The sequence below is a fragment of the Pseudomonas saxonica genome (assembly GCF_007858365.1).
Taxonomy (GTDB): domain Bacteria; phylum Pseudomonadota; class Gammaproteobacteria; order Pseudomonadales; family Pseudomonadaceae; genus Aquipseudomonas; species Aquipseudomonas saxonica.
This window is the reverse complement of sequence record NZ_VFIO01000001.1, coordinates 95,604-115,919: the sequence shown is the minus strand read 5'-3', so window position 1 is coordinate 115,919 and position 20,316 is coordinate 95,604. Positions and strand designations below refer to the sequence as shown.

Genomic DNA, 20,316 nt, shown 5'->3' with positions numbered 1-20,316 from the left:
CCCCGACAGTTACTCGAACTCACCTGTGTGGGTTCGAGTGCTAAACGTCTTAAATAGGGGAAGAGCCTTCAAGCTCTTCCCCTATTTTGTATCTGGAGTCTGTACATGGAAAACCTGGATGCGCTGGTCTCTCAAGCACTAGAGGCTGTGCAAAGCGCTGAAGATATCAATGCCCTGGAGCAAATCCGGGTTCAATACCTTGGCAAAAAGGGTGAATTGACTCAGGTGATGAAGACCCTGGGGAATTTGCCTGCAGAAGAGCGTCCGCAAGTCGGCGCCCTTATTAACGTTGCCAAGGAGCGTGTTACAGAGGTTCTCAATGCCCGCAAGGCACTGTTTGAAGAGGCTGATCTGGCCGCCAAACTGTCTGCCGAGTCCATTGATGTGACCCTGCCAGGCCGTGGTCAGACCTCGGGTGGTCTGCATCCGGTCACTCGCACTCTGGAGCGTATTGAGCAGTTCTTCACTCATATTGGCTACGGCATTGCCGAAGGCCCGGAAGTTGAAGACGATTATCACAACTTTGAGGCGCTCAACATCCCAGGCCACCACCCGGCCCGGTCGATGCATGACACCTTCTATTTCAATGCAAACATGCTGCTGCGCACCCATACCTCCCCGGTACAGGTCCGCACCATGGAATCGAAACAACCGCCTATCCGCATCGTATGCCCGGGTCGTGTCTATCGTAGCGACTCTGATATCACTCACTCCCCTATGTTCCATCAAGTCGAAGGCTTGTTGGTCGACCGTGATATCAACTTTGCTGATTTGAAAGGCACCATCGAAGAATTTTTGCGAGTTTTCTTCGAAAAAGAGCTGGCCGTTCGTTTCCGCCCATCGTACTTCCCGTTCACCGAGCCTTCCGCTGAGGTCGATATGGAATGCGTGATGTGCAGCGGTAAAGGCTGTCGCGTGTGCAAGCAGACCGGCTGGCTAGAAGTCATGGGTTGCGGCATGGTTCACCCGAACGTGCTGCGCATGTCTGGTATCGACCCGGAAGAGTTTTCTGGCTTTGCCTTCGGCATGGGCGTGGAGCGTCTGGCCATGCTGCGTTACGGCGTGAACGACTTGCGTCTGTTCTTCGACAACGACTTGCGGTTTCTCGCGCAATTTCGCTAGTCGTAACGAATTTTTAGGAGAGCAGGATGAAATTCAGTGAACAATGGCTGCGTGGTTGGGTTAACCCGCAGGTAGATCGTGACGAGCTGGTTGCTCGTCTGTCGATGGCCGGCCTTGAGGTCGACAGCGTAACGCCGGCCGCCGGTGACTTCAGTGGCGTGGTAGTGGGTGAAGTCTTGAGCACCGAGCAACATCCGGATGCCGATAAGCTTCGCGTTTGCCAGGTCAGCAACGGTGCAGAGACGTTTCAAGTTGTGTGTGGTGCACCCAACGTGCGACCAGGCTTGAAAATCCCGTTTGCGATGATCGGCGCGCAACTGCCGGGCGACTTCAAAATTAAAAAAGCCAAGCTTCGAGGTGTCGAATCTAACGGCATGCTGTGCTCGCAAGCTGAGCTGCAAGTGGGCGAAGGCAATGACGGTCTGATGGAGTTGCCGTCTGACGCTCCGGTTGGCGAAGATATCCGCGTCTACCTCGCTCTTGAAGATGCCAGCATCGAGGTTGATTTAACCCCTAACCGTGGCGACTGCCTTTCTCTGGCCGGTTTGGCTCGTGAAGTGGGTGCGCTGTACGCAGCTGAGGTTACTCGCCCTGTAGTGACCCCAGTCACGGTGATGCATGACGAAGTGCGTCCTGTTGAAGTACTGGCGCCTGCTGCGTGTCCGCGTTATTTGGGGCGTGTCATTCGCAATGTTGACCTGTCCCGACCAACTCCGTTGTGGATGGTCGAGCGCTTGCGTCGTGCCGACGTGCGGAGTATTGATGCTGCCGTCGACATTACCAACTATGTCATGCTTGAGTTGGGGCAGCCGCTGCATGCTTTTGATCTCGCCGAGATCAATGGTGGTATTCGTGTGCGTATGGCCGAGGAAGGCGAGAAGCTCGTTCTGCTCGACGGTCAGGAAGTGACACTGCGCAGTGATACGCTGGTAATTGCCGACCACACCCGAGCGCTGGCAATTGCAGGTGTTATGGGGGGGGAGCACAGCGGTGTTTCTATCACAACCCGCGATATATTCCTCGAAAGTGCGTTCTTTGATCAGATCGCTGTAGCGGGTAAAGCCCGATCCTATGGTCTGCATACTGACGCCTCGCACCGTTACGAGCGTGGGGTGGACTGGAAGCTGGCCCGTGAAGCGATGGAGCGTGCCACAGGTCTGCTGCTTGACATCACAGGCGGTGAAGCCGGTCCAATCGTCGAAATTGTCAACGAACAATTTCTGCCTTCGATTGCTCCCATTACATTGCGTGCAGCCCGTATCAGTCAGATGCTCGGTATGGAAATGGACGATAGCGAAATTGAGCGTCTGCTCAGTGCGCTGGGCCTGACCATTACTGCTGAGGGAGCAGGACAGTGGCGTGTTGAAGTGCCAAGCCATCGCTTTGATATCAGTCTTGAAGTAGACCTGATCGAAGAGCTGGCGCGTCTTTACGGCTATAACCGCTTGCCGGTTCGTTACCCACAAGCCCGCCTGGCACCACAAGCAAAAGCAGAAGCGCGCAGCGATTTGCCAGAGCTGCGTCGCCTGCTGGTTGCGCGTGGTTATCAGGAAGCTATTACTTACAGTTTCATCGACCCTAAACAGTTCGAACTTTTCAGCCCGGGAGTAGAGCCGCTATTGCTGGCTAATCCTATCTCCAACGATATGGCTGCAATGCGTGCGACCTTGTGGCCTGGTTTGGTCAAAGCGCTTCAGCATAACCTGAACCGTCAGCAGGACCGTGTTCGTCTCTTTGAGAGCGGGTTGCGTTTTGTCGGTCAGTTAGAAGGCTTGAAACAAGAGCCAATGCTCGCAGGTGTTGTCTGCGGTACTCGGTTGCCTGAGGGTTGGGCGCAAGGACGTGAGGTTGTAGACTTTTTTGATGTTAAAGCTGACGTCGAATCGGTCTTGGGTTTTGCCGGCGCGCTGGATGCATTTACCTTTGTGCCTGGCAAACACCCCGCACTGCATCCTGGCCAGACTGCACGCATCGAGCGTGATGGCCGCGAAGTAGGTTTTGTGGGTGCCATCCATCCAGAGCTTTCGAAAACGTTGGGCTTGGACCGGCCAGTGTTTGTATTCGAGCTGGTTTTGGCTGAAGTGGCTTTGGGCAAAATGCCTAAATTCCAAGAGCTATCGCGTTTCCCTGAGGTTCGTCGTGATCTGGCGCTGCTGGTGGATCGCGAGGTAGCAGCCAGCTCCGTACTGGATGTAATACGTGAGAATGCAGGGGAGTGGCTCACGGACCTAAGGTTATTTGACGTATACCAGGGTAAAGGTATTGATCCGCTTAGAAAAAGCCTTGCAGTTGGCTTGACCTGGCAGCATCCATCGCGCACTCTTAATGACGATGAGGTGAACACCACGACACAAAACATCCTCACCTCGCTCGAAAAAAGGTTGAACGCCACGCTAAGGAAGTGACGTATGGGGGCTCTGACGAAAGCTGAAATGGCAGAACGTCTTTATGAGGAGCTGGGTCTGAATAAACGCGAAGCCAAAGAGTTGGTGGAGTTGTTTTTCGAAGAAATCAGACACGCTCTTGAAGATAATGAACAGGTCAAACTGTCAGGTTTTGGCAATTTTGATTTGCGTGACAAGCGACAGCGGCCTGGCCGCAATCCGAAAACGGGAGAGGAAATCCCGATCACGGCTCGCCGTGTGGTCACCTTTCGTCCAGGGCAGAAGTTGAAGGCCCGAGTAGAGGCATATGCTGGAACCAAGTCATAACGACGAGCTCCCGCCAATTCCAGGCAAACGCTACTTCGCCATTGGCGAAGTTAGCGAATTGTGTGGGGTCAAGCCGCATGTACTGCGCTACTGGGAGCAAGAGTTTCCTCAACTCAACCCCGTCAAGCGTCGCGGAAACCGCCGGTATTATCAACGACAGGACGTGTTGATAATCCGGCAAATCCGTGCATTGCTCTACGACCAAGGCTTCACTATTGGAGGCGCGCGTTTGCGGCTTTCTGGTGATGAAGCCAAAGACGATACTACTCAATACAAGCAATTGATCCGTCAAACGATCTCTGAGCTCGAAGATGTTTTGCAGGTGCTTCGTAAATAATCTTGGTTTTAAATACTTCCGTATTTCAAAAGCTTAAGGTATATTCCTCGACGTTCAAGCAAGTTGTAAGACAGATGTAACGCCTAGTCGGGGCGTAGCGCAGTCCGGTAGCGCACTAGCATGGGGTGCTAGGGGTCGAGTGTTCGAATCACTCCGTCCCGACCATATTCTGTAAGGGAATCAAGGGTTTACGCTCTTGGTTCCCTTTCTCGTTTCTGCTTTGCGCAAAACTGGCGCAAAATGCGCGCAAAACTATCCGGTGATTTCGCTGATATTCAGGTCTGGAATTGCGTCCGACCAGATCACATCGGCTTGGTTTTTTCTGGTAGTTACTATTGATGCGTTTACTCTTGTGGCCACTAATTCTCTGTTCATTCCTACCGGTTTTTTGTGCAGTCACAGCGATGTGCTCTTCAGGGAGAGGGGAAAGCATTCTTTTAGTTCTGCATTCGTTCACTAGGCTGCGAAGTCGATCGGCTTCACAATGATCTCGCTACATTGTGGGGGGGGCGCAATTTGCAGTTCGCTATTTATATTCTAAAGAATTCACGATCTTGCTTTGGTTATTTTCACTAGCCTGATAGAGAAATGGTGAGTATTTTTAGAGGTCAGCAGGCTGCAATAGTGGTTCCGGAGGCTAAGGACTCCTGCACGCAGCTTGGTGAGCATGTGTTGCATCGCCATTTCTGACAGGCCTTTGGTCGGGGTTATTTGACGATTTACGGATATTTAGGTATCTTTAATCGTCAATCAGGCATTAAGAGGCACACGCATGAATATGAATGCATCTGTTCACGAAGCTATCGTTAACCTCCAGGCTAGCTTGAGCAGCTCTCGTGACGCGGCAGCAACATCTATTCGTTTGCTCAAACTGATCACCCAAGTTCTTTCTAATTGGAAGGAGGACGATACCCTCGAAGAGGCAGCCGCACTGACCGATTTAGAAATACTCAAAAAATTCGCCATCAGTGGAGCGGTAGCTGGCTCACTTAATACAAGGGAGCAGAGAAAACTTGCGCGTCGTGCAGCAGCGCGAGTAGAGTTTTTTGACAGGCTCAAAGATTTTGGCGGTGTTTACAAAGCCAAGAGGGTTGCCGAGATTTTGGGGGTCAGTCGTCAAACCGTGAACAATCACATAGTTTCCGGAAAGCTTATTGCTATAAAAGAAGGGAATGACTATCTGATTCCGGGTTTTCAATTTACGGAAAAAGGAAAATTGGAGCATTTGGAAGAAATTCTTGCACTGCTAAAGGATTTGAGTGCAGAAGCTCAATGTACATTTTTTCTTAATCCGATCCTCCTTGAAAATGGGAATCTGTCACTGCCTGCTGAGCTTCTTAAACACGGTTGTACCGCAGAAGATTTATTAGCTATCAGGCGAGAGGCTGCGCTATTTATGAGCCCTGTACCTAGCTAGTTGGGCAAAAAAAGCAGCATACCTATGGTTGGAGGTATGCTGCTTAAAGTAGTACTTTTAAACCACTAGATAATTCATGATCTCTGTAAGCATCTCTTCGGCAGAAATGTCTTCATCTTCATAAGGCGCTGAAAGCTCGCCGCGATAAACGTAGTCACTTACTGCTTGAAGGCTGCCCTCTGATACTAAAGGGTCTTCGCCGTCATCAATCCAGAGCGCGTAGCAATAGCGCCCATCAGGCCAATGGCGAGACTCATAAGCAATGCCATCAAAAGGATTCCCAGGAAGTCTTGACACAATCCGGGTAATTTCAGTGGTCAAAGAGTAGCTACTATTAGTGATTTGATCTGTTGTGAACCCTAGCTTTGCAAGTAGAATTTTCACATTCAGAAGCCGTAGCGGTCTCAGAGCTTTTACTTCGCACATATTTGCGTTAGCGAGTTCTGAATGATTTAGCACCATCCCTAACCCAAATCCGCTAACGGTCCGTATGCGTCCGTAGAATTCTGCGAGTGCACCAAGCGGCAGCTCAGATCCGTACCAGATCTTCTTTTGACAAAGAGGATCGTTAAAGCGCCCCAATTTAATCTCTTTTCCATCGGGTACTGGTGCATGAAAGTGGTTTGCGGTCTTGTACTTCAGCATTTGTATGCGGAAGAGTGTAGTTTCCGCTTCTACATTCTGGCCAGGAAGCTTGCCCAAGTGGAAAAGGTCAATAATTGATTGTTCGATGCTTTTATTGTCGTCGCCGATTTTTCCCATTTTTATGATCTCCAAAGAAAAGTTTTCTATCCATAAAGTCACCGTTGTTGAGTGCTTAAGTGGTAGGACACTGGTTTCCCAGTGGTGCCGCCCGGAATTGGTTGGTCACATGGAGAGTTTATCAATGAGATGTGGGGATGGCGACATGCCATTATGTTTTTAATTTTTTTAAGTAAAAGCCCCGTGAGGAATCTGGGCCCTTTACTCAAAAACTGGGCTGTTGAAGACGAAGCCCTAAGGTCGCAGGGTGTTGAATCAATGCCTTTCTAGTCGCGCGAGTAAGATCAACCGGTGATTTCGCTGATATTCAGGTCTGGAATCGCATCCGACCAGATCACATCGGCGTGGTCTTTCTGGTAGTTCTTGGTCATGGTCTCGCTGGCATGCCCCGCAATGACCTGACCATCTTTACCGGCTCTTTTGTACAGGTGCAGCGACAATGCGCGCACTTCGTGAAAGCCCGGCATCTCTTCTTCTTTCCAGTCCGCGTAACAGCCGGCCAGTTCGCGCGCCTCTTTAAAAGAACGCGTTAAAAACCGATCCTCAACTTTGGTCCAATGCTCTTTAGTCTGCGCCTGCTTTTGTAACAGTCGTTGTGGCTTGCGATGAATCAAGAACGGCGAGGCTACGTTGTCTCTGCATCGGGTAATGACTATTTGTAACTCCTCAGTCACCTTGAAACGAATCCACGCTGTATCGCTGGCCTTGGCAGTTTTCTTTTGCACCAGGTACAGATAGCCATCCCGCACGCCATCGAATCGCATGTCCAGAATATCTGAGCGGCGTTGAGCGGTGATCAGTGCCAAGTCGATGGCGTTACGCAGCCAAGGTGGGGACACTTCCCTGATCGCCTTCAGACCTTCCACAGTGTGGCGTTTGCGTTGCTTTTTCTCGATACGGTTGATGGTGCTCGATGCCGGGTTGTCCGGGCACAAACCCTTCGACGCGGCATGATTGAAAATGTCCACCAATAGGGCGCGACTTTGATTGGCGCTACGGGGTGTCAGGGTGTCGAGCAGCTCTGCAACCATGCGTATGGTTATCTGATCGACAGCCTTACCCTCGAAGTGTCTTCTGAATCGTCTGACGTGAACGGCATACAGCCCCAACGTCCCCTTGGCCAGCTCGCGGGGAGGAAGAATCTCGGCTTCGTACTTGTCCAGGAATCCTGCAAATGAACCTGACGTGTTGCCCATCACTGCCCCAACCAGGTCTGCACCGCGCATGAATTCCAGATTGAGCTGTTTGGCGGCGTCGATTGCTCTGATACGGTCGCTGCCAAACTGAAACCACTTACCGTCGGTGGGCCGACGGTAGCGGTAGGTCGAGCGCCGCGCATCAAAGTACAGGTTCTGCGGCAGGTGCTTGTTCGCACCAGTGCGCGGCCTAGGGGACATCAGGCTACTCCTTTCAATACCATTGCGACCAAGTCGTTACCGTCTGACTTACTCAGCGCATTCCAGTCAACGTACCAAAGCGAGCCAATCTGCTCTCCCGGCAATTTGCCGTTGCGGATGTAGTTACGAATAGCCTGAGAGCACAGTGGCGTTCCGTTCTCACCCCAGCGGCGGCGCTGGTATTCGCTGATTTTGATGAGTTCTTTGCCCATGATTAGCGTCCTTTCCAAGCGTTATTAATGCTCTTATACCCCACCACAAGCTGCGCGGGCGGGCGGTTCTGAGCGTTTAGCGAGGCATCAAGGTGGGCTGCCCCGCGCAGCTTTACGTGGGGTATAAGCACTCCCGCAGTGGCCCGAATAGCGTTAGTAATGCCTGCTGCTGCGCAGCAGAGACTGTTTTTTACAGTCGCGGCGATCCCACGGACGTTGCAGAGCAAAGCGGGCAGAGTTGTGTGGTGTATCAGTTGGTGGGTCATGCCGCTTTTCTCCGGGTGCGGGCATCCGGTTGATGCTTCTGGCCATCGGCCAAGCCGCAACGGTAGCCAATCAAATAGAGCAGGCCCGCGCTGAATATCAGGACAATCAACGCGCAGATCTGAGTCGTGGTCATGTGGTGTGCTCCTGTTGCATCGCTGGTGGTGACAGCGGGGTTAGTCGTCTTTGTTCTGGATATCGCCTTGCGGTCTCGCAAGCTCTTCGTCGGCCTTGTACGCACGAATGTCGATCAGTGCAGCAACGTGTCTGATATGCGCGAACTTGGTCGCTTTACGGCTGTTGTCCAGTGTGGTGATGGGCAACTGAATCCGGCCGCTTATGATCTCTGCGACAAAAGTTTGCTCGTTGAGGTAGCGGAAGTACTGCTCGCGCAGCTTGGCGAGGGGGATCAGCACGTCACCGAAGTTGCGGTACAGCAGCTCAACGGTGGCCGCGTCCGGTGCGGGTAGCAGGCGCAGTGGGGCTTGGTTGTTGTCTTTCATGCGGCCTTCCGGGATTTCACGAGGGTGCAAAGATCTTGCAAGCATTCTTCTGCTGTTCGTCCGCGTCCGTGCATGAAGGTTTCGCCCTTGTAATTCGACAATATGACGGTGAGAGGCTGGTCCCATTGGTTGTTTGATTCGCGAAGGTCGAGTTGGGCACTACAGTGCTCAAAGCCAAGTTCCGACCTGAGAAATTCAGCAATGGCCGCTAGCTTGAGGTGCTCTTGCTGGAGCCAGTTTTGCTCCGTTAAGGGGTTAGCCTGCATTGCTGTTTCGAGTTGGGCTGCTTGAGCAATGTCTGCCAGCGCCAAAGCGATCCGGGCTTGGGTTCGTTGTTCGGCAGGGAGACGCAGCAAGCTTAAAATGTGCAGGTCAATCAGATCGTTGTTCATGATCCTTTCTCCGTTTCGGATGGTTCCACGTGTTCAAGCAATGGCGCTTGGTCATTTCGCGTAAATGCTCTGGCACTTCAAGGAGCGCAGCGTGGCGCTCGTCGCGTGTCGGCATGGCCACGATCTGCCGAGCGTATTCCCTAGGCCACGTCACGGTGGTCAGCCGGGATAGGTGGAAGGGCAAGCCCCAACTGCTTGGCCAGCCAAACCATGCCGGGCTGACGCACCCGGGTTGATTGGCTGTACTGCATGCCGAGTTCAGCGTGGAACCAGTTGCTGTCCTTGACCCGCAGATACTCACGATCCCGAACCGGAAAGGCTGGAAGGTTGCGGTCGTTGAGCAGGCCTTTTTCGCGCATCAGCTTGATCAGTTTTGGCCGGGTAGTGCCTAGGCACGCGGCGGCTACGGCGAGAGTGCGATCCATATCACCACCTAAGCTGCGTACGCGGCAGGTACTACCGACGCGGCCAAGTGGTTGAGAGATTGCAGCAGCCGGTCGACGCTGTGCTGCTCGTCGCCATATGCCGTAAAGCACTGGGTGCGGGGGCAAGTGTTGCCAGCGACGATAATGGCCGTGATGCCTGAGCGGCTCTGCGTGCGATGCACCGCTATTCTGACGTCTTCATCAAAGCCGACATCGAGCAACAATGAACCTCCATTGCGCACCAACTGGTGCAGTTGCTCTTGCTGATGAGTATCCAGTAGCTGGCCGCGGTCGACAGATTCGGCAGTCACGCGGGATGTTGCTGGCTCGGCAGTGTCCATGCGGCCATTGGCGATGGACTCAATAAAGTCAGCGAGCACTAGGTGCGTGTCTTTACTTGGGCTCTGTACCGTCAGGCTGTGCTTCTCGATGCCGGTGATGATCGTAAAGTGAGTGATCGAGGGGCCGCGCTCAATTTGAAGATTAAAGGTCAACGGCTGGTTGGTATTTTGAAGCGGGCAAACGTGCTTAAACGTTCCGTTCAAATTGACCTGTGCAGCCAGCAGGCGAAGAGTTTTATCAGCCAAAGAAAACCGGTTCATGCTGCATGCCCTCCGTTGTTCGGATCGAACGGGGTAGGGCGGATGCTGCGCGGAACCAAGCGGGGTTTATGGTTGTGGAGGATGACCAAGCAGCCTGTGGTGGCTTGCAGCTGCTCGATCAGTCGACGGTTACTGGCGCACGCTGGGTGGACGTGCAGGGTTGCTGTGGTGTGCATGGTGTTGCCTCGCTCTGTGGTGGGAGAGTGATAACAATATCAACCACGGCAATTGTAATGTCAACCACAGGTTGATATTGTTTTCAGTATCAAGACCTTTGAGAGGTTGTGTAAACTCCGGCTAAGAAATTTAAGAAAAATCAAGGATTGAATATGCATTGTCCCCAGAAAAATGTTACTCGTGAGGAAGTAATCCATTACTTAGCCTCTTCCAGCATATATGGAAACCTCTGCCTTTTTGTGGGTGCTGGTTTTTCAAAAGAGCTTGTGGGTGATGAGGCGCTATCTTGGGGGGAGTTATTAATGAGGGCAGCGCACTTACTAGATATCGATTTTGATTTTTCTGATATGAAATTGATTGGGACTGGGTATCCAGAAATTGCCTCTTTAATTTGTCGGGAGTACTGTGTTAGTAAAGGTGTGGATCTAAAGGAGTCTATTTTACAGCTTAAGGAGAAAGTTGCTGAATTAACATGTTGGTATCCGAAAGACGAAAAGAAAAAGTTATATGCTTCTCATATAGATTTGTTAGATCCAGCATGGGTTGTTACCACTAACTACGATTTGGTAATTGAGAGTTTATTGCCTGGTAGGTCAGTTACAATTGGACCTGATCAACCTTTGGTTTTTCCAAAGGGGCGAACTCCTGTATACCATTTGCATGGAGTTAGAACGCATCCGGAGAAAATTGTACTTTGCAGAGAAGATTATACGGCACTGTTTAGGCCTAATGAATATCGTCAAATAAAGCTTGCTTTGACTTTGAAGGAGTCAACAACTTTGTTGCTGGGGTATAGCCTTGGTGATGATAATGTTCTCACTGCGTTTGATTGGTCTAGAAATGTTTTTGATGAGGAAATTAAAACTTATCCGAGTGAGGTTGTTCAAGTTGTCAGAATGGCGGAGCCGAGGGTTCAGCCCTATAGAGGGCATAATGGTGCTCTTATAATTGAGACATCAAATCTTGAAGATTTTTTCTCTGAATTGATGCCTGTCGTTTTGAAACGTAAAAATAATGAGGAATTACTGAGTAAAAAACTTGACGGCGTGTGTGATCAACTAGTTAAGAATCCCGAGGATTCTGTAATTAAGTTTATTGATAATCCCGTTTTTAGGGCTGTTACACTCTCGATAATTAACGCTAGTAGTTATGCTCCTCTGATTGATGGTTTTATTCCTTTTATTGATAAGTGTATTGATAAGACGTTTGAACGGTCGTTACCTTATGGGCATTTTGAAGGTTATGGTCAAGGCCTTGTTTTGGTTCTTGATATTCTAGATGCTTATGGGCCGTCAAATATGCCTCCGGCCCTTTTCCATAAGATTGCAAATGCTTTTCAGAGACAAGTACCTTTTATTGGTTTGAAAATTGGGCAGTCACATATGGCTGGACGTCTTTGGGATAATAAGAAATCTACATTACCTATTGAGCAGCTTAAAGAATTAAAAAACTATGCCCAGAGTAAAGGGTGGAGTGATATGGTCGAATTGCTTAGCACGGCGCCTCAGTTATCACAAGCATTAAGTTCTAAGGTGCTGATAACTAAACTTATAGCGTCGTCTGATAAGTCGGTTTGAAAAAATTCTTTCAAGCTTATGGTTTGTTATATGTATGCAATATTTTAGATTGGGCCGCTTATTCCGGAATAAACGACCCAACCACCTTCCCACAAATATGCGTCTCTTCCGTAATATCAATGATTGGATATTGCGGATTGATAGGGCGCAGATAAACCCGCCCAGCATCCGAATCTAGCACCTTGAAGGTCACTTCATTGGTACGCGGCACCCGTGCGACCACTCGATCACCAGTATTAGCCTGGATTTCTGGATCAACAAAGATGATGCATCCTGTTGGATAGCTTCTACCCGGCCCTGGATTCGTCATCGAATCGCCCAGAACTTTCAACGCATAACCGCTTGAGCTGATAGGCACAGGGCAAGAAACCCAATCCTCTGTATCGTATGGCTCAAAATTACAGATGGTTTCGCACCAAGCGCCGGCCTGCACCCACGAAATGAGTGGGACTTTGCCGAATCGCTGCATGATGCCGCTGACATTGCTGTCCTCGCCAACTTGCAGTTGATGTTGACTCCCATCAGCCGTCTGTTCTTTTGGCAAAACGCCGTATTCAAGCCACTCACGGCGCACTTTCAGCCAGTCGCATAGGGCAACCATACTGTCAGCCTCTGCCATCGCCTCGCCATTCAGCCATTTGCTTATGGCTTGGGTGGTTTTGTGGACGCCCACGCTTTTCAGGCGTTTGTGAATGTCCACTCCGCGCCCACGGCTGCGTATGCCGGCGTCGTCGAGTGCTTCGTGTAAGCGAGAGCTGAACTCTGCGCGTAATTCGTCTTTATCAACCATAGGTTGAGACTCTCATAGAGCTTGCGCAAAAGTCAGTTGATGTTTAATATCAACCGCAAGTTGATAAATAGAGGTTGCCATGCTGAACCCCTCAGATTTTCCGAATGCCATAGCGTTCGCGTTTGAAGCTGTTGGTGGCATCGGTGCCGCAGCCAAGATCTGTCAGCGTAGCTATCAGGCGCTGAATAAATGGCGTCTGGCAGCGTGTTTGCCCCGTACGGATTACACCGGTGAAACCCGTTATGCCGAGCTGCTGGCAACAGCGGCGCAGAAAAACGGCCACTCGTTTGAAGCTGCATGGTTGCTGGAAGCATCCTCGCCACATAAGGCTGCAGCATAGTTGAGAAAGAAAAAAGGCGACCCAAGGGCCGCCCAGTTCCTCCCGGCACACACCACCACAGTGTCGCCGGGTCGCGGTAAAGGTAGGCGGGCACACCACATGCTAAACCGTCTCACTTTATCCGCGCTTTCCAAGGCTCGGAAGCCTTGGGGTTTGCTGCCATTTCCACCACAGATTTGGCAGCGGTTGCGCTAGAGGTGAACGACGGATCGTTCGCCTCGGCACGGTGCCGGTTTCGATCTTGAGAATCTAGACCGGCTTTTTGGGCCTCTTCAAGCCACGCGGCAAATGTACCACCACTGCACGCCGCGCGGCACTGGCAACATTCAAGGATTAATGCCATGAGCCGTATTGCTCTGAGTTGCACCCAACGAGCGCGACGCGAAATTCTGCCGCTCGATTTGGCGCTTTATCATGCTGCCCGCGATTACCCGGGCGGCGCTGCTGCCATTGCCGCCACCACCGGCCGCAACCCCACCACGCTGCAGCACAAACTCTCGCCAACCCATCCCAGCCACACGGTGAATGTTCAAGAGTTCGCCGAGATTCTGGAGCTGACCAAAGACCGCCGCATCCTGGATGCGGTGCACGCGTTGGTGGGCGACACGATTTGGCAGGAGCTGGCCGAGGCCTACACCGATGATATGCCCGAGACGCTGACCACCGGCCTTGCCATGTATTTCCGTCAGGTCGCCGATCTGGCGGATACCTGGGCCAAGAGCATTGGCGATGGTGTGGTAACTGACCGCGAGCTGGCCGAGATTCGCTTGCAGGTGTTTCGCGGTATTCAGGGGTTGCTGGGGATGTTCAACCGCGCTTGCTACGTCAACTCGACCACGCGGGGTGCTGACCGTGGCTGATATCGCTGATTTTGCCAACGACCTGGTGCAGGAGCGTATCGATCAAGCACTGGCAGCGCGTAAGGCGTTGCCGGTGTTTGAGTCTTTTGAGTTCTGCGTGGATTGCGATTCGACTATCCCTATGGCCCGTCGCTTGGCCGTCACCAGTTGCACCCGCTGTGCAGCCTGCCAACAACTGAATGAACAAGTAGGTACTCGTTATGCTCGATGACGTTCTCGGTCAATTCGCTGACCACGGCCTTGAGCCTGCGCAACCGCTGACTTACGGCAAGCTGACCCGATGCAAGACCACGCAGGATAAAGGCAAGGAGAAAAACGGCTGGTACGTGATCCATGAGCACCGCACCGAGAAAAACGAAATACTGATTTTCGGCAGCTTCGGTGATTGGCGCTCGGGCGACAGCAATAAGATCAAGGTCAAGGCCGGGCGCATGAGTCAGGAGGAGCGCGACGTGATGCGTGCTCGTCAGGAAGAGGCCAAGCGTCGTGCTGCAGAGGTTGCCGCCAATGCGGCGCGTCGGGCTGCTAACCGTGCCTCGGGCTTGTTTAAGCGCATGCCTGAAAAGGGTCGTAGTGCCTATCTGGAACGCAAGCAGATCGTCGGCATCGGTGTGCGCTACGCCCCGCGCACCGGGGCTATGTTGATCCCGATGAGCAACGCGCGGGATCAGATTGTCGGGCTGCAAGTGATCTATCCCGAGAAGCAGGTTGATACCGGCCGCGATAAGTCCTATTGGCCGCATGGTATGTCCAAAGAGGGCGCTTTCCACCTGATCGGCCCGCACCCAGAACCGGGTGATCCGGTGTTGGTGTGTGAGGGCTACGCCACCGGCGCAAGCCTGAATATGGCCACCTCGTTGACGGTGGCCATTGCTTTTGATGCGGGCAATTTGAGTGTGGTGGCCAAGGCCATGCGCGAGCGTTTCCCCGGCCGTGCGTTGATTGTCTGCCGTGATGATGACTGGAAGACCAAGCGCCCGAACGGCGAGCCTTGGAACCCCGGTGAAGAGAAGGGCAGTAACGCAGCGTTGATCGTCGGTGGCCAAGTGGTCTGCCCAATCTTTTCAGGCGAGCGCGAGATCAAGTGGACTGACTTCAACGACCTGCACTGTGCCGAAGGGCTGGACGCTGTGCGCCGTCAGGTGTTGGCGGTGGTCAAACCGCCGGCAGCGGGTGGCTGGAAAGACCAACTGGCCCGCACTGAAAACGGCTCACTGATCGCGCACATGCAAAACGTCGAGCTGATCCTGGGTAACGATGAGCGCTGGTCGGGTGTGATCGCTTTCAGCGCGTTCAGCTCCAAGATCGTCAAGTTGCGCACGCCGCCGTATGGCGGTGGCACCGGCGACTGGGGCGACATTGATGACATCCGCGTGATGAAGTGGCTGGCCCAGCAATACAACCTGCGGGTCAAAGCCTCCAGCGTGATCGAGGCCGTCAGTGTGGTGGCTCACGACCATGCGTTTCACCCCGTGCGCAACTACCTCAACCAACTGGAATGGGACCGCGTGCCGCGCCTCGATACGTGGCTGAACAAAGTCATGGGTGTAGCCCAAAGCGGCTACAGCGCCAAGGTCGGCAAGCGCTGGATGATCTCGGCGGTTGCACGGGTGATGCGTCCGGGCTGCAAGGCTGACTCGGTGATGATCCTTGAAGGCGGGCAGGGCGAAGGCAAGTCGACGGCCATGAGTATCCTCGGCGGTGACTGGTTTATGGACACGCCGTTTGCTCTGGGCGACAAGGACGGCTTTCAGGCGATCCGGGGCAAGTGGATCATCGAGCTGGGCGAGCTGGACAGCTTCAACAAGGCGGAAAGTACCAAGGCCAAACAGTTCTTCTCCGCGTCAACCGACACCTACCGCGAAAGCTACGGCCGCAGAACCAATGACGTGCCACGCCAGTGTGTGTTCGTGGGTACGACCAACCAGGACGAATACCTCAAGGACGCCACGGGCAACCGGCGTTATTGGCCGGTGGCCTGCACCAAGGTCGATCTGGATCTGCTGCGCGACATGCGCGACCAACTCTGGGCTAAGGCGATGTTTTGCTACAAGGCCGACGAGATCTGGTGGGTCAACCGAGACGAAACCGCCATGTTCTCCGAAGCCCAGGACGAGCGTTTTGTGGTGGATGAGTGGGAAGGCCCGATTCTGAATTGGCTGGAAGAGTCGCAGATAGGCGAAACCACCAGTGGCAGCGAAGTGTTGGCCAGCGCGTTGAAGCTCGACTTTGGCCATTGGGGCAAGCCTGAGCAAATGCGCGTCGGCGCGATCATGCATCGGCTTGGATGGCGGCGTGTGCGACTGGCAGCGTTGGCCAAGAGCGGACAGCGGCCTTGGGCGTACAAGAAACCGGACAACTGGGGTGGTCACTCAGCCTTGCAGGTGCAAAAGATCGAGGAGCCTTGCTTTGATTAAGCGCATCGACACCTTGCTCAAGCTCTGGGCGGAAGACCTGCATAGCGAATCACCCGAAGGCACAGGCAGCGGCAACATGATTGCCATGCTGATGGAAACCAAGGGCGAGCTGATACGCGGTACGCGCGGCAGTCGGGTGTTGCTCGATGAGTCGGCTGACATTGAGCTGATCGTCAACAAGCACCTGCCCCCACAGTTGTCTGTGTTGGTCCATGAGCACTACTGCAACCACGACAGCTTCTTGTCGCAGAAGATGATGCATTGCGGATGCAGTGCGCCGACCTATTACCGTCGCCTTCACGAGGCACACCAGTGCATCGCTAACCTGTTGCTCGGGAGGCTGGCTGCGTGATCGTTTCCTTGCCCCGTGCCTTTATTGCCTTGTTGGCCCGCCTTGTCCCGCTGCTTTCTATGGCAGTGGGTCAGGCGCAGGCCACGTCTTTGCTGGTCTGTCCAACCGTCCCGCTTAAAAGTGCCTCCCGCCCATGTGAGCGCAGCGGGCACCACTACGCGCGCTTCACGCGCACGCGTGTTTTTATAAATCTCTCTTTGTACGAGGAAAAGGTAAAAGAAGTAGGACAGTGGGGCACAGCCTTTGATTTGGGTATTCTCCCTTGTCCCACCTTTAACCTGAACAGTGGGGCAGGGCAGACAGCCTCCAAAAGCGTTAGCCGGGGTGATGTATTCGCCGACATTCACCGGGTGTTTAAGCGCCTGACCCACTTATTCGCCGATGGCATTAAAAGTGGCTTGCTGCCATGAGAATCCACCTGTAAAAAGTAGCCATCTTCGATAGGTGCGACCGCAGAGAGCGGCAGGCACCCACCACTAAACCCGGCCATTGCGCCGGGTTTTTGCGTTTATGGGGCGGGCGATGACAACAGAGCAACAAGCGTTAGCTGATATGCCGATCTGGTTACTGATCGTCCTCTCCATGATCGGCGGGGTGTCCGGCGAGATGTGGCGGGCGGACAAGGACGGGGCGCGAGGCTGGTCACTGGTGCGGCGGTTGGTGTTGCGCTCCGGTGCCTGTGTGGTGTGCGGCTTGTCGACGATGATGCTGCTGCACGTCAACGGCGTTTCGCTCTGGGCGTCCTCGGCGCTGGGCTGCCTCACGGCAATGGCCGGGGCGGATGTCGCCATCGGCCTTTACGAACGCTGGGTCGCCAAACGGCTGGGCGTCTGTGAAATTCCACCCCGTTCTGACTCCCCAGAGTAATTCCCTTCTCTCAAAACATGCCGGGGACCCTGGGGAATTTCCGGGGGTACGGGGCAGGAAACCCGCGGGAAATCGTTAGCCGCTGGGCTGGCAGCTTATTGAAATTCAATCCATTGAAATTGAAAGGCTTGCATTGAAAAGCCGTTGAAAAGGAGGGCTTGTGACAGACCCCATCTTTCTGTCGAAGAGCGCCTTTGCGGCTCACATCGGCAAGGCGCCGAGTTACATCACCTGGCTTAAAGACAACAATCGGTTGGTGCTATCGGATGACGGCAAGCGGGTGAATGTCGACGCCACCGTCGCATTGATTCGTGACACCGCCGACCCGAGCAAGGCCGCCGTCGCGGCTCGGCATCAAGCGGATCGAGTGCAGCGCGACGTAACCAGCCAGTTGTCCCCTCTGGTCGAATCCACGCCGAGCATGGCTGCGCTGCAGCCCGCCATCGGCCCGGCCGGCAAGCAACCTGACTTCCAAAAGGCCCGTGCCCACCGCGAGTACTACTTGGCGCAATTGGCCGAGGCGGAATTCCACAAGGTGCAGGGCTCGCAGGTCGAGCTGGAAGCGGTAAAAACCGGCGCCTTCAACGCGGGCCGTTTGCTGCGCGATCAACTGCTGGGCATGCCACCGCAACTGGCCCCCGAGTTGGCCGCCATGACCGACCCGTGGGAAATCGAACGCCGCCTTACGGCTGCGATCCGCGCTTCGCTGGAAGACGCCGAGCGTATGTCGTCGGCTGACCTGGTTCACGCCCTCAACCACAAGAGCTAACCCATGCACACGGAAATCCCGAACGGTGCAGAGGTGTACCGCGAGGCGTATTTCCGTGGGCTACGGCCTGACCCGTCGCTGTGGGTCGACCAGTGGGCCGACGAGTACATGCGTATCCCGCGTGACACCGGCGCCGCCGAACCCGGCCAGTACCGCACCTCGCGCACGCCTTATGCACGCGAGCCCATGCGCTGCCTGTCACCGGCTCATCCTTGTAAGCGCGTGGTCACGATGGTGGCCTCGCAGTTGATGAAAACCCAGATTGCACTGAATTGGATCGGCGGCCTGATCCACATGGTGCCGTCCAACATCCTGACCTTGTTACCCAGTCTCAGCCTAGCCAAGCGGGTGTCGTCGCGGATCGGCAAGACTATCAAGGCCACGCCGGTACTGCGTGAGCGCGTGGCCGCGACCCGCTCGCGTGATGCGCGCAACACGATGGACACCAAAGAGTTTGAAGGCGGCTCGCTGTACGTCACCACAGCCGGTTCTGCGGCCAACTTGGCCGAGCTGTCGGCCCGCTACATCTACGGCGATGAGATCGATCGCTGGGACGCGGACGTGGGCGAAGAGGGCGACCCCATCGAACTGGCCGAAACCCGGGGCAGTACCTTCGGCCGAAACGCCAAGTTCTACTTCTCCAGCTCGCCGACGATCAAGGGCGCGTCACGCATTGCTGACCTGTTTGAGACCAGCGACCAGCGTTACTACTACGTGCCGTGTCCGCACTGCGGCCACATGCAGATCCTAGAGTGGGAGAACCTGCACTATTCGGCCGATTACAGCGTGGTTCATTACCAGTGCGCCGCGCCGGATTGCGACGTGCTGATCGAAGAACACCACAAGGGTCAGATGCTGGCCCGTGGCGAATGGCGCTCACACGCGCAGGGCGACGGCGAAACCATCGGCTTTCACCTCAACGCCCTGTATTCACCGCTGGGCTGGATGGACTGGCCGTCGCTGGCCAAGCAATTTGAGAAGGCCAAGAAAGCGCAGAGCCGGGGCGACCTGGAGCCCATGCAGGTGTTCTACAACACCCGTCTGGCCAAGGTCTGGGACAGTGCTCAGGAACAAACCAAAGCCACGGTATTGAGAGACCGCGCACGCCTTGAACCCTACGGCCTCGGCGCGATGGTTCACCGCGTACTGATGCTCACCGCCTCGGTCGACGTACAAGCCAATCGCCTGGAACTGATGGTGATGGGCTGGGGCGTGGGTATGGAGCGCTGGGTCGTTGACTTCCAGATCATCTGGGGCGACCCGGCGGATGAGCGCACCTGGGCCGTGCTCGATGACAAACTCAAAGTGCGCTACCCGCACCCATGCGGCGTCGGCTTGGGCATTCTTGCCACCGCTGTGGACTCAGGCGGCCACCACACCGACGAGGTCTACCAGTTCTGCCGCGTGCGTCGGTGGCGCAACATCTTCGCCATCAAGGGCGCGAGCAAGCCGGGTAAACCGGTGATCGCGCAACGCCCGTCGATGGTCGACGTGACCTGGAAAGGCCAGACCGAGCGCAACGGCGCCGAGTTGTGGTTCGTCGGTACCGACACCGCCAAAGACTGGATCTACAACCGCTACCCGTTTGAAGACGGGCCGGGCGCCTTGCACTTTGCCAACGACTTGCCGGACGAGTTCTTCGACCAGTGCGTGGCCGAGCGCAAGGTGGCGCGGTACGTGCGCGGTCACAAGCGCATTGAGTGGGTGAAGGGCAAAGCCGAGCGCAACGAAGCTCTCGACCTGATGGTGTACAACTTGGCGATGGCGCATTACCTGGGCCTGAACCGCTACAAGGAACACGACTGGGAACGCATTCGCCAAGCTCTGGCGCAGGCCGGTTTGTTCGATGAAAAACCGGTACAGGCCGAGCGTCTTGCCGCGCCGGTCGCAGCTCCGGCGGCAGCCGTGCAACAAGTGGTCGAATCAGCTCCACCCCCAGCCACTCCGGCCGCTCAACCGCAGCCGGTCGCACGCCCCCCACAACGTCGCAGCTCTAGCAGCGGCTACCTCAAGAGACGCTGAC

At 54.4% G+C, this 20,316-nt stretch carries 25 protein-coding genes and 1 tRNA gene; 16 read left to right on the top strand and 10 right to left on the bottom strand.

The annotated features are described in order from the left end of the window. Positions 1-105 precede the first annotated feature (105 nt). The 6 genes from pheS to FJD38_RS00560 all read left to right on the top strand — a co-directional run bounded on the left by pheS (position 106) and on the right by FJD38_RS00560 (position 5,587). Positions 106-1,122, top strand: a complete 1,017-nt coding sequence (gene pheS, locus FJD38_RS00585) for a phenylalanine--tRNA ligase subunit alpha (RefSeq protein ID WP_048383162.1) — start codon at positions 106-108, stop codon at positions 1,120-1,122. A 26-nt stretch (positions 1,123-1,148) separates the two neighbouring features. Then, a complete protein-coding gene (gene pheT, locus FJD38_RS00580; protein WP_146383639.1) occupies positions 1,149-3,527 on the top strand; it encodes a phenylalanine--tRNA ligase subunit beta in 2,379 nt (792 codons plus the stop codon). Between the two features lie 3 nt (positions 3,528-3,530). Further along, positions 3,531-3,833, top strand: coding sequence for an integration host factor subunit alpha (gene ihfA / locus FJD38_RS00575; protein ID WP_002553164.1), 303 nt, complete (start codon positions 3,531-3,533; stop codon positions 3,831-3,833). Further along, a complete protein-coding gene (locus FJD38_RS00570; RefSeq protein WP_122782897.1) occupies positions 3,814-4,170 on the top strand; it encodes a MerR family transcriptional regulator in 357 nt (118 codons plus the stop codon). Before ihfA ends, FJD38_RS00570 begins: the two co-directional genes overlap by 20 nt. Positions 4,171-4,258: 88 nt before the next feature. After that, a tRNA-Pro gene (locus tag FJD38_RS00565) sits at positions 4,259-4,335 on the top strand. 607 nt (positions 4,336-4,942) lie between these two features. Next, on the top strand, positions 4,943-5,587 hold the full coding sequence (locus FJD38_RS00560; RefSeq protein WP_146383638.1) for a helix-turn-helix domain-containing protein: 645 nt from the start codon (positions 4,943-4,945) through the stop codon (positions 5,585-5,587). A gap of 57 nt (positions 5,588-5,644) precedes the next feature. Here FJD38_RS00560 and FJD38_RS00555 read toward each other — a convergent pair whose 3' ends face one another. From FJD38_RS00555 to FJD38_RS00515, 9 genes are all read right to left on the bottom strand, one after another. Then, positions 5,645-6,349, bottom strand: a complete 705-nt coding sequence (locus FJD38_RS00555) for an RES family NAD+ phosphorylase (RefSeq protein WP_146383637.1) — start codon at positions 6,347-6,349, stop codon at positions 5,645-5,647. 284 nt (positions 6,350-6,633) lie between these two features. Continuing rightward, a complete protein-coding gene (locus tag FJD38_RS00550) occupies positions 6,634-7,746 on the bottom strand; it encodes a phage integrase Arm DNA-binding domain-containing protein (protein WP_146383636.1) in 1,113 nt (370 codons plus the stop codon). Beyond that, on the bottom strand, positions 7,746-7,958 hold the full coding sequence (locus FJD38_RS00545; protein ID WP_146383635.1) for a hypothetical protein: 213 nt from the start codon (positions 7,956-7,958) through the stop codon (positions 7,746-7,748). Before FJD38_RS00545 ends, FJD38_RS00550 begins: the two co-directional genes overlap by 1 nt. 262 nt (positions 7,959-8,220) lie before the next feature. Continuing rightward, positions 8,221-8,358, bottom strand: coding sequence for a hypothetical protein (locus FJD38_RS24425; protein WP_158637842.1), 138 nt, complete (start codon positions 8,356-8,358; stop codon positions 8,221-8,223). Between the two features lie 40 nt (positions 8,359-8,398). Continuing rightward, complete coding sequence (locus FJD38_RS00535; RefSeq protein WP_146383633.1) at positions 8,399-8,725, bottom strand: pyocin activator PrtN family protein; 327 nt, start codon at positions 8,723-8,725, stop codon at positions 8,399-8,401. Further along, the gene (locus tag FJD38_RS00530) at positions 8,722-9,117 is read right to left on the bottom strand and encodes a hypothetical protein (protein WP_146383632.1); all 396 of its coding nucleotides are present in this window, start codon (positions 9,115-9,117) and stop codon (positions 8,722-8,724) included. Before FJD38_RS00530 ends, FJD38_RS00535 begins: the two co-directional genes overlap by 4 nt. Before the next feature lie 140 nt (positions 9,118-9,257). Continuing rightward, positions 9,258-9,542, bottom strand: coding sequence for a phage antirepressor KilAC domain-containing protein (locus FJD38_RS00525; protein ID WP_146383631.1), 285 nt, complete (start codon positions 9,540-9,542; stop codon positions 9,258-9,260). An 8-nt stretch (positions 9,543-9,550) separates the two neighbouring features. Further along, the gene (locus FJD38_RS00520; RefSeq protein ID WP_146383630.1) at positions 9,551-10,144 is read right to left on the bottom strand and encodes a hypothetical protein; all 594 of its coding nucleotides are present in this window, start codon (positions 10,142-10,144) and stop codon (positions 9,551-9,553) included. Beyond that, positions 10,141-10,320: a hypothetical protein gene (locus FJD38_RS00515; protein WP_146383629.1), complete on the bottom strand. Its 180-nt coding sequence runs from the start codon at positions 10,318-10,320 to the stop codon at positions 10,141-10,143. Before FJD38_RS00515 ends, FJD38_RS00520 begins: the two co-directional genes overlap by 4 nt. Positions 10,321-10,473: 153 nt before the next feature. Here FJD38_RS00515 and FJD38_RS00510 point away from each other — a divergent pair, with 153 nt between their 5' ends. After that, entirely contained in the window at positions 10,474-11,898 is a 1,425-nt protein-coding gene (locus FJD38_RS00510) for an SIR2 family NAD-dependent protein deacylase (protein ID WP_146383628.1), read from the top strand. 58 nt (positions 11,899-11,956) lie between these two features. Here FJD38_RS00510 and FJD38_RS00505 read toward each other — a convergent pair whose 3' ends face one another. Further along, positions 11,957-12,688 carry a LexA family protein gene (locus FJD38_RS00505; RefSeq protein ID WP_146383627.1) on the bottom strand — a complete coding sequence of 244 codons (732 nt, stop codon included), beginning with the start codon at positions 12,686-12,688 and terminating at the stop codon, positions 11,957-11,959. A gap of 79 nt (positions 12,689-12,767) precedes the next feature. Here FJD38_RS00505 and FJD38_RS00500 point away from each other — a divergent pair, with 79 nt between their 5' ends. The 9 genes from FJD38_RS00500 (at position 12,768) to FJD38_RS00460 (ending at position 20,315) form a co-directional block, all read left to right on the top strand. Continuing rightward, the gene (locus FJD38_RS00500) at positions 12,768-13,028 is read left to right on the top strand and encodes a hypothetical protein (RefSeq protein WP_146383626.1); all 261 of its coding nucleotides are present in this window, start codon (positions 12,768-12,770) and stop codon (positions 13,026-13,028) included. 341 nt (positions 13,029-13,369) lie between these two features. Further along, complete coding sequence (locus FJD38_RS00495) at positions 13,370-13,888, top strand: phage regulatory CII family protein (protein WP_167654221.1); 519 nt, start codon at positions 13,370-13,372, stop codon at positions 13,886-13,888. Beyond that, positions 13,881-14,099 (top strand): TraR/DksA family transcriptional regulator, encoded by a 219-nt coding sequence (locus FJD38_RS00490; protein ID WP_120266704.1) that lies wholly within the window; start codon positions 13,881-13,883, stop codon positions 14,097-14,099. The genes FJD38_RS00495 and FJD38_RS00490 overlap by 8 nt, the downstream gene beginning before the upstream one ends. Continuing rightward, a complete protein-coding gene (locus tag FJD38_RS00485) occupies positions 14,089-16,305 on the top strand; it encodes a virulence-associated E family protein (RefSeq protein WP_146383624.1) in 2,217 nt (738 codons plus the stop codon). Before FJD38_RS00490 ends, FJD38_RS00485 begins: the two co-directional genes overlap by 11 nt. Beyond that, positions 16,298-16,657, top strand: a complete 360-nt coding sequence (locus FJD38_RS00480; protein WP_120265961.1) for a PA0613 family protein — start codon at positions 16,298-16,300, stop codon at positions 16,655-16,657. The genes FJD38_RS00485 and FJD38_RS00480 overlap by 8 nt, the downstream gene beginning before the upstream one ends. Beyond that, positions 16,654-17,067, top strand: coding sequence for a hypothetical protein (locus FJD38_RS00475; protein WP_146383623.1), 414 nt, complete (start codon positions 16,654-16,656; stop codon positions 17,065-17,067). Before FJD38_RS00480 ends, FJD38_RS00475 begins: the two co-directional genes overlap by 4 nt. A gap of 112 nt (positions 17,068-17,179) precedes the next feature. Next, entirely contained in the window at positions 17,180-17,524 is a 345-nt protein-coding gene (locus FJD38_RS00470) for a phage holin family protein (RefSeq protein ID WP_122782551.1), read from the top strand. A gap of 160 nt (positions 17,525-17,684) precedes the next feature. Further along, positions 17,685-18,293: a terminase small subunit gene (locus tag FJD38_RS00465; RefSeq protein WP_146383622.1), complete on the top strand. Its 609-nt coding sequence runs from the start codon at positions 17,685-17,687 to the stop codon at positions 18,291-18,293. Between the two features lie 3 nt (positions 18,294-18,296). Next, entirely contained in the window at positions 18,297-20,315 is a 2,019-nt protein-coding gene (locus FJD38_RS00460; protein WP_146383621.1) for a phage terminase large subunit family protein, read from the top strand. Position 20,316: the final 1 nt, after the last annotated feature.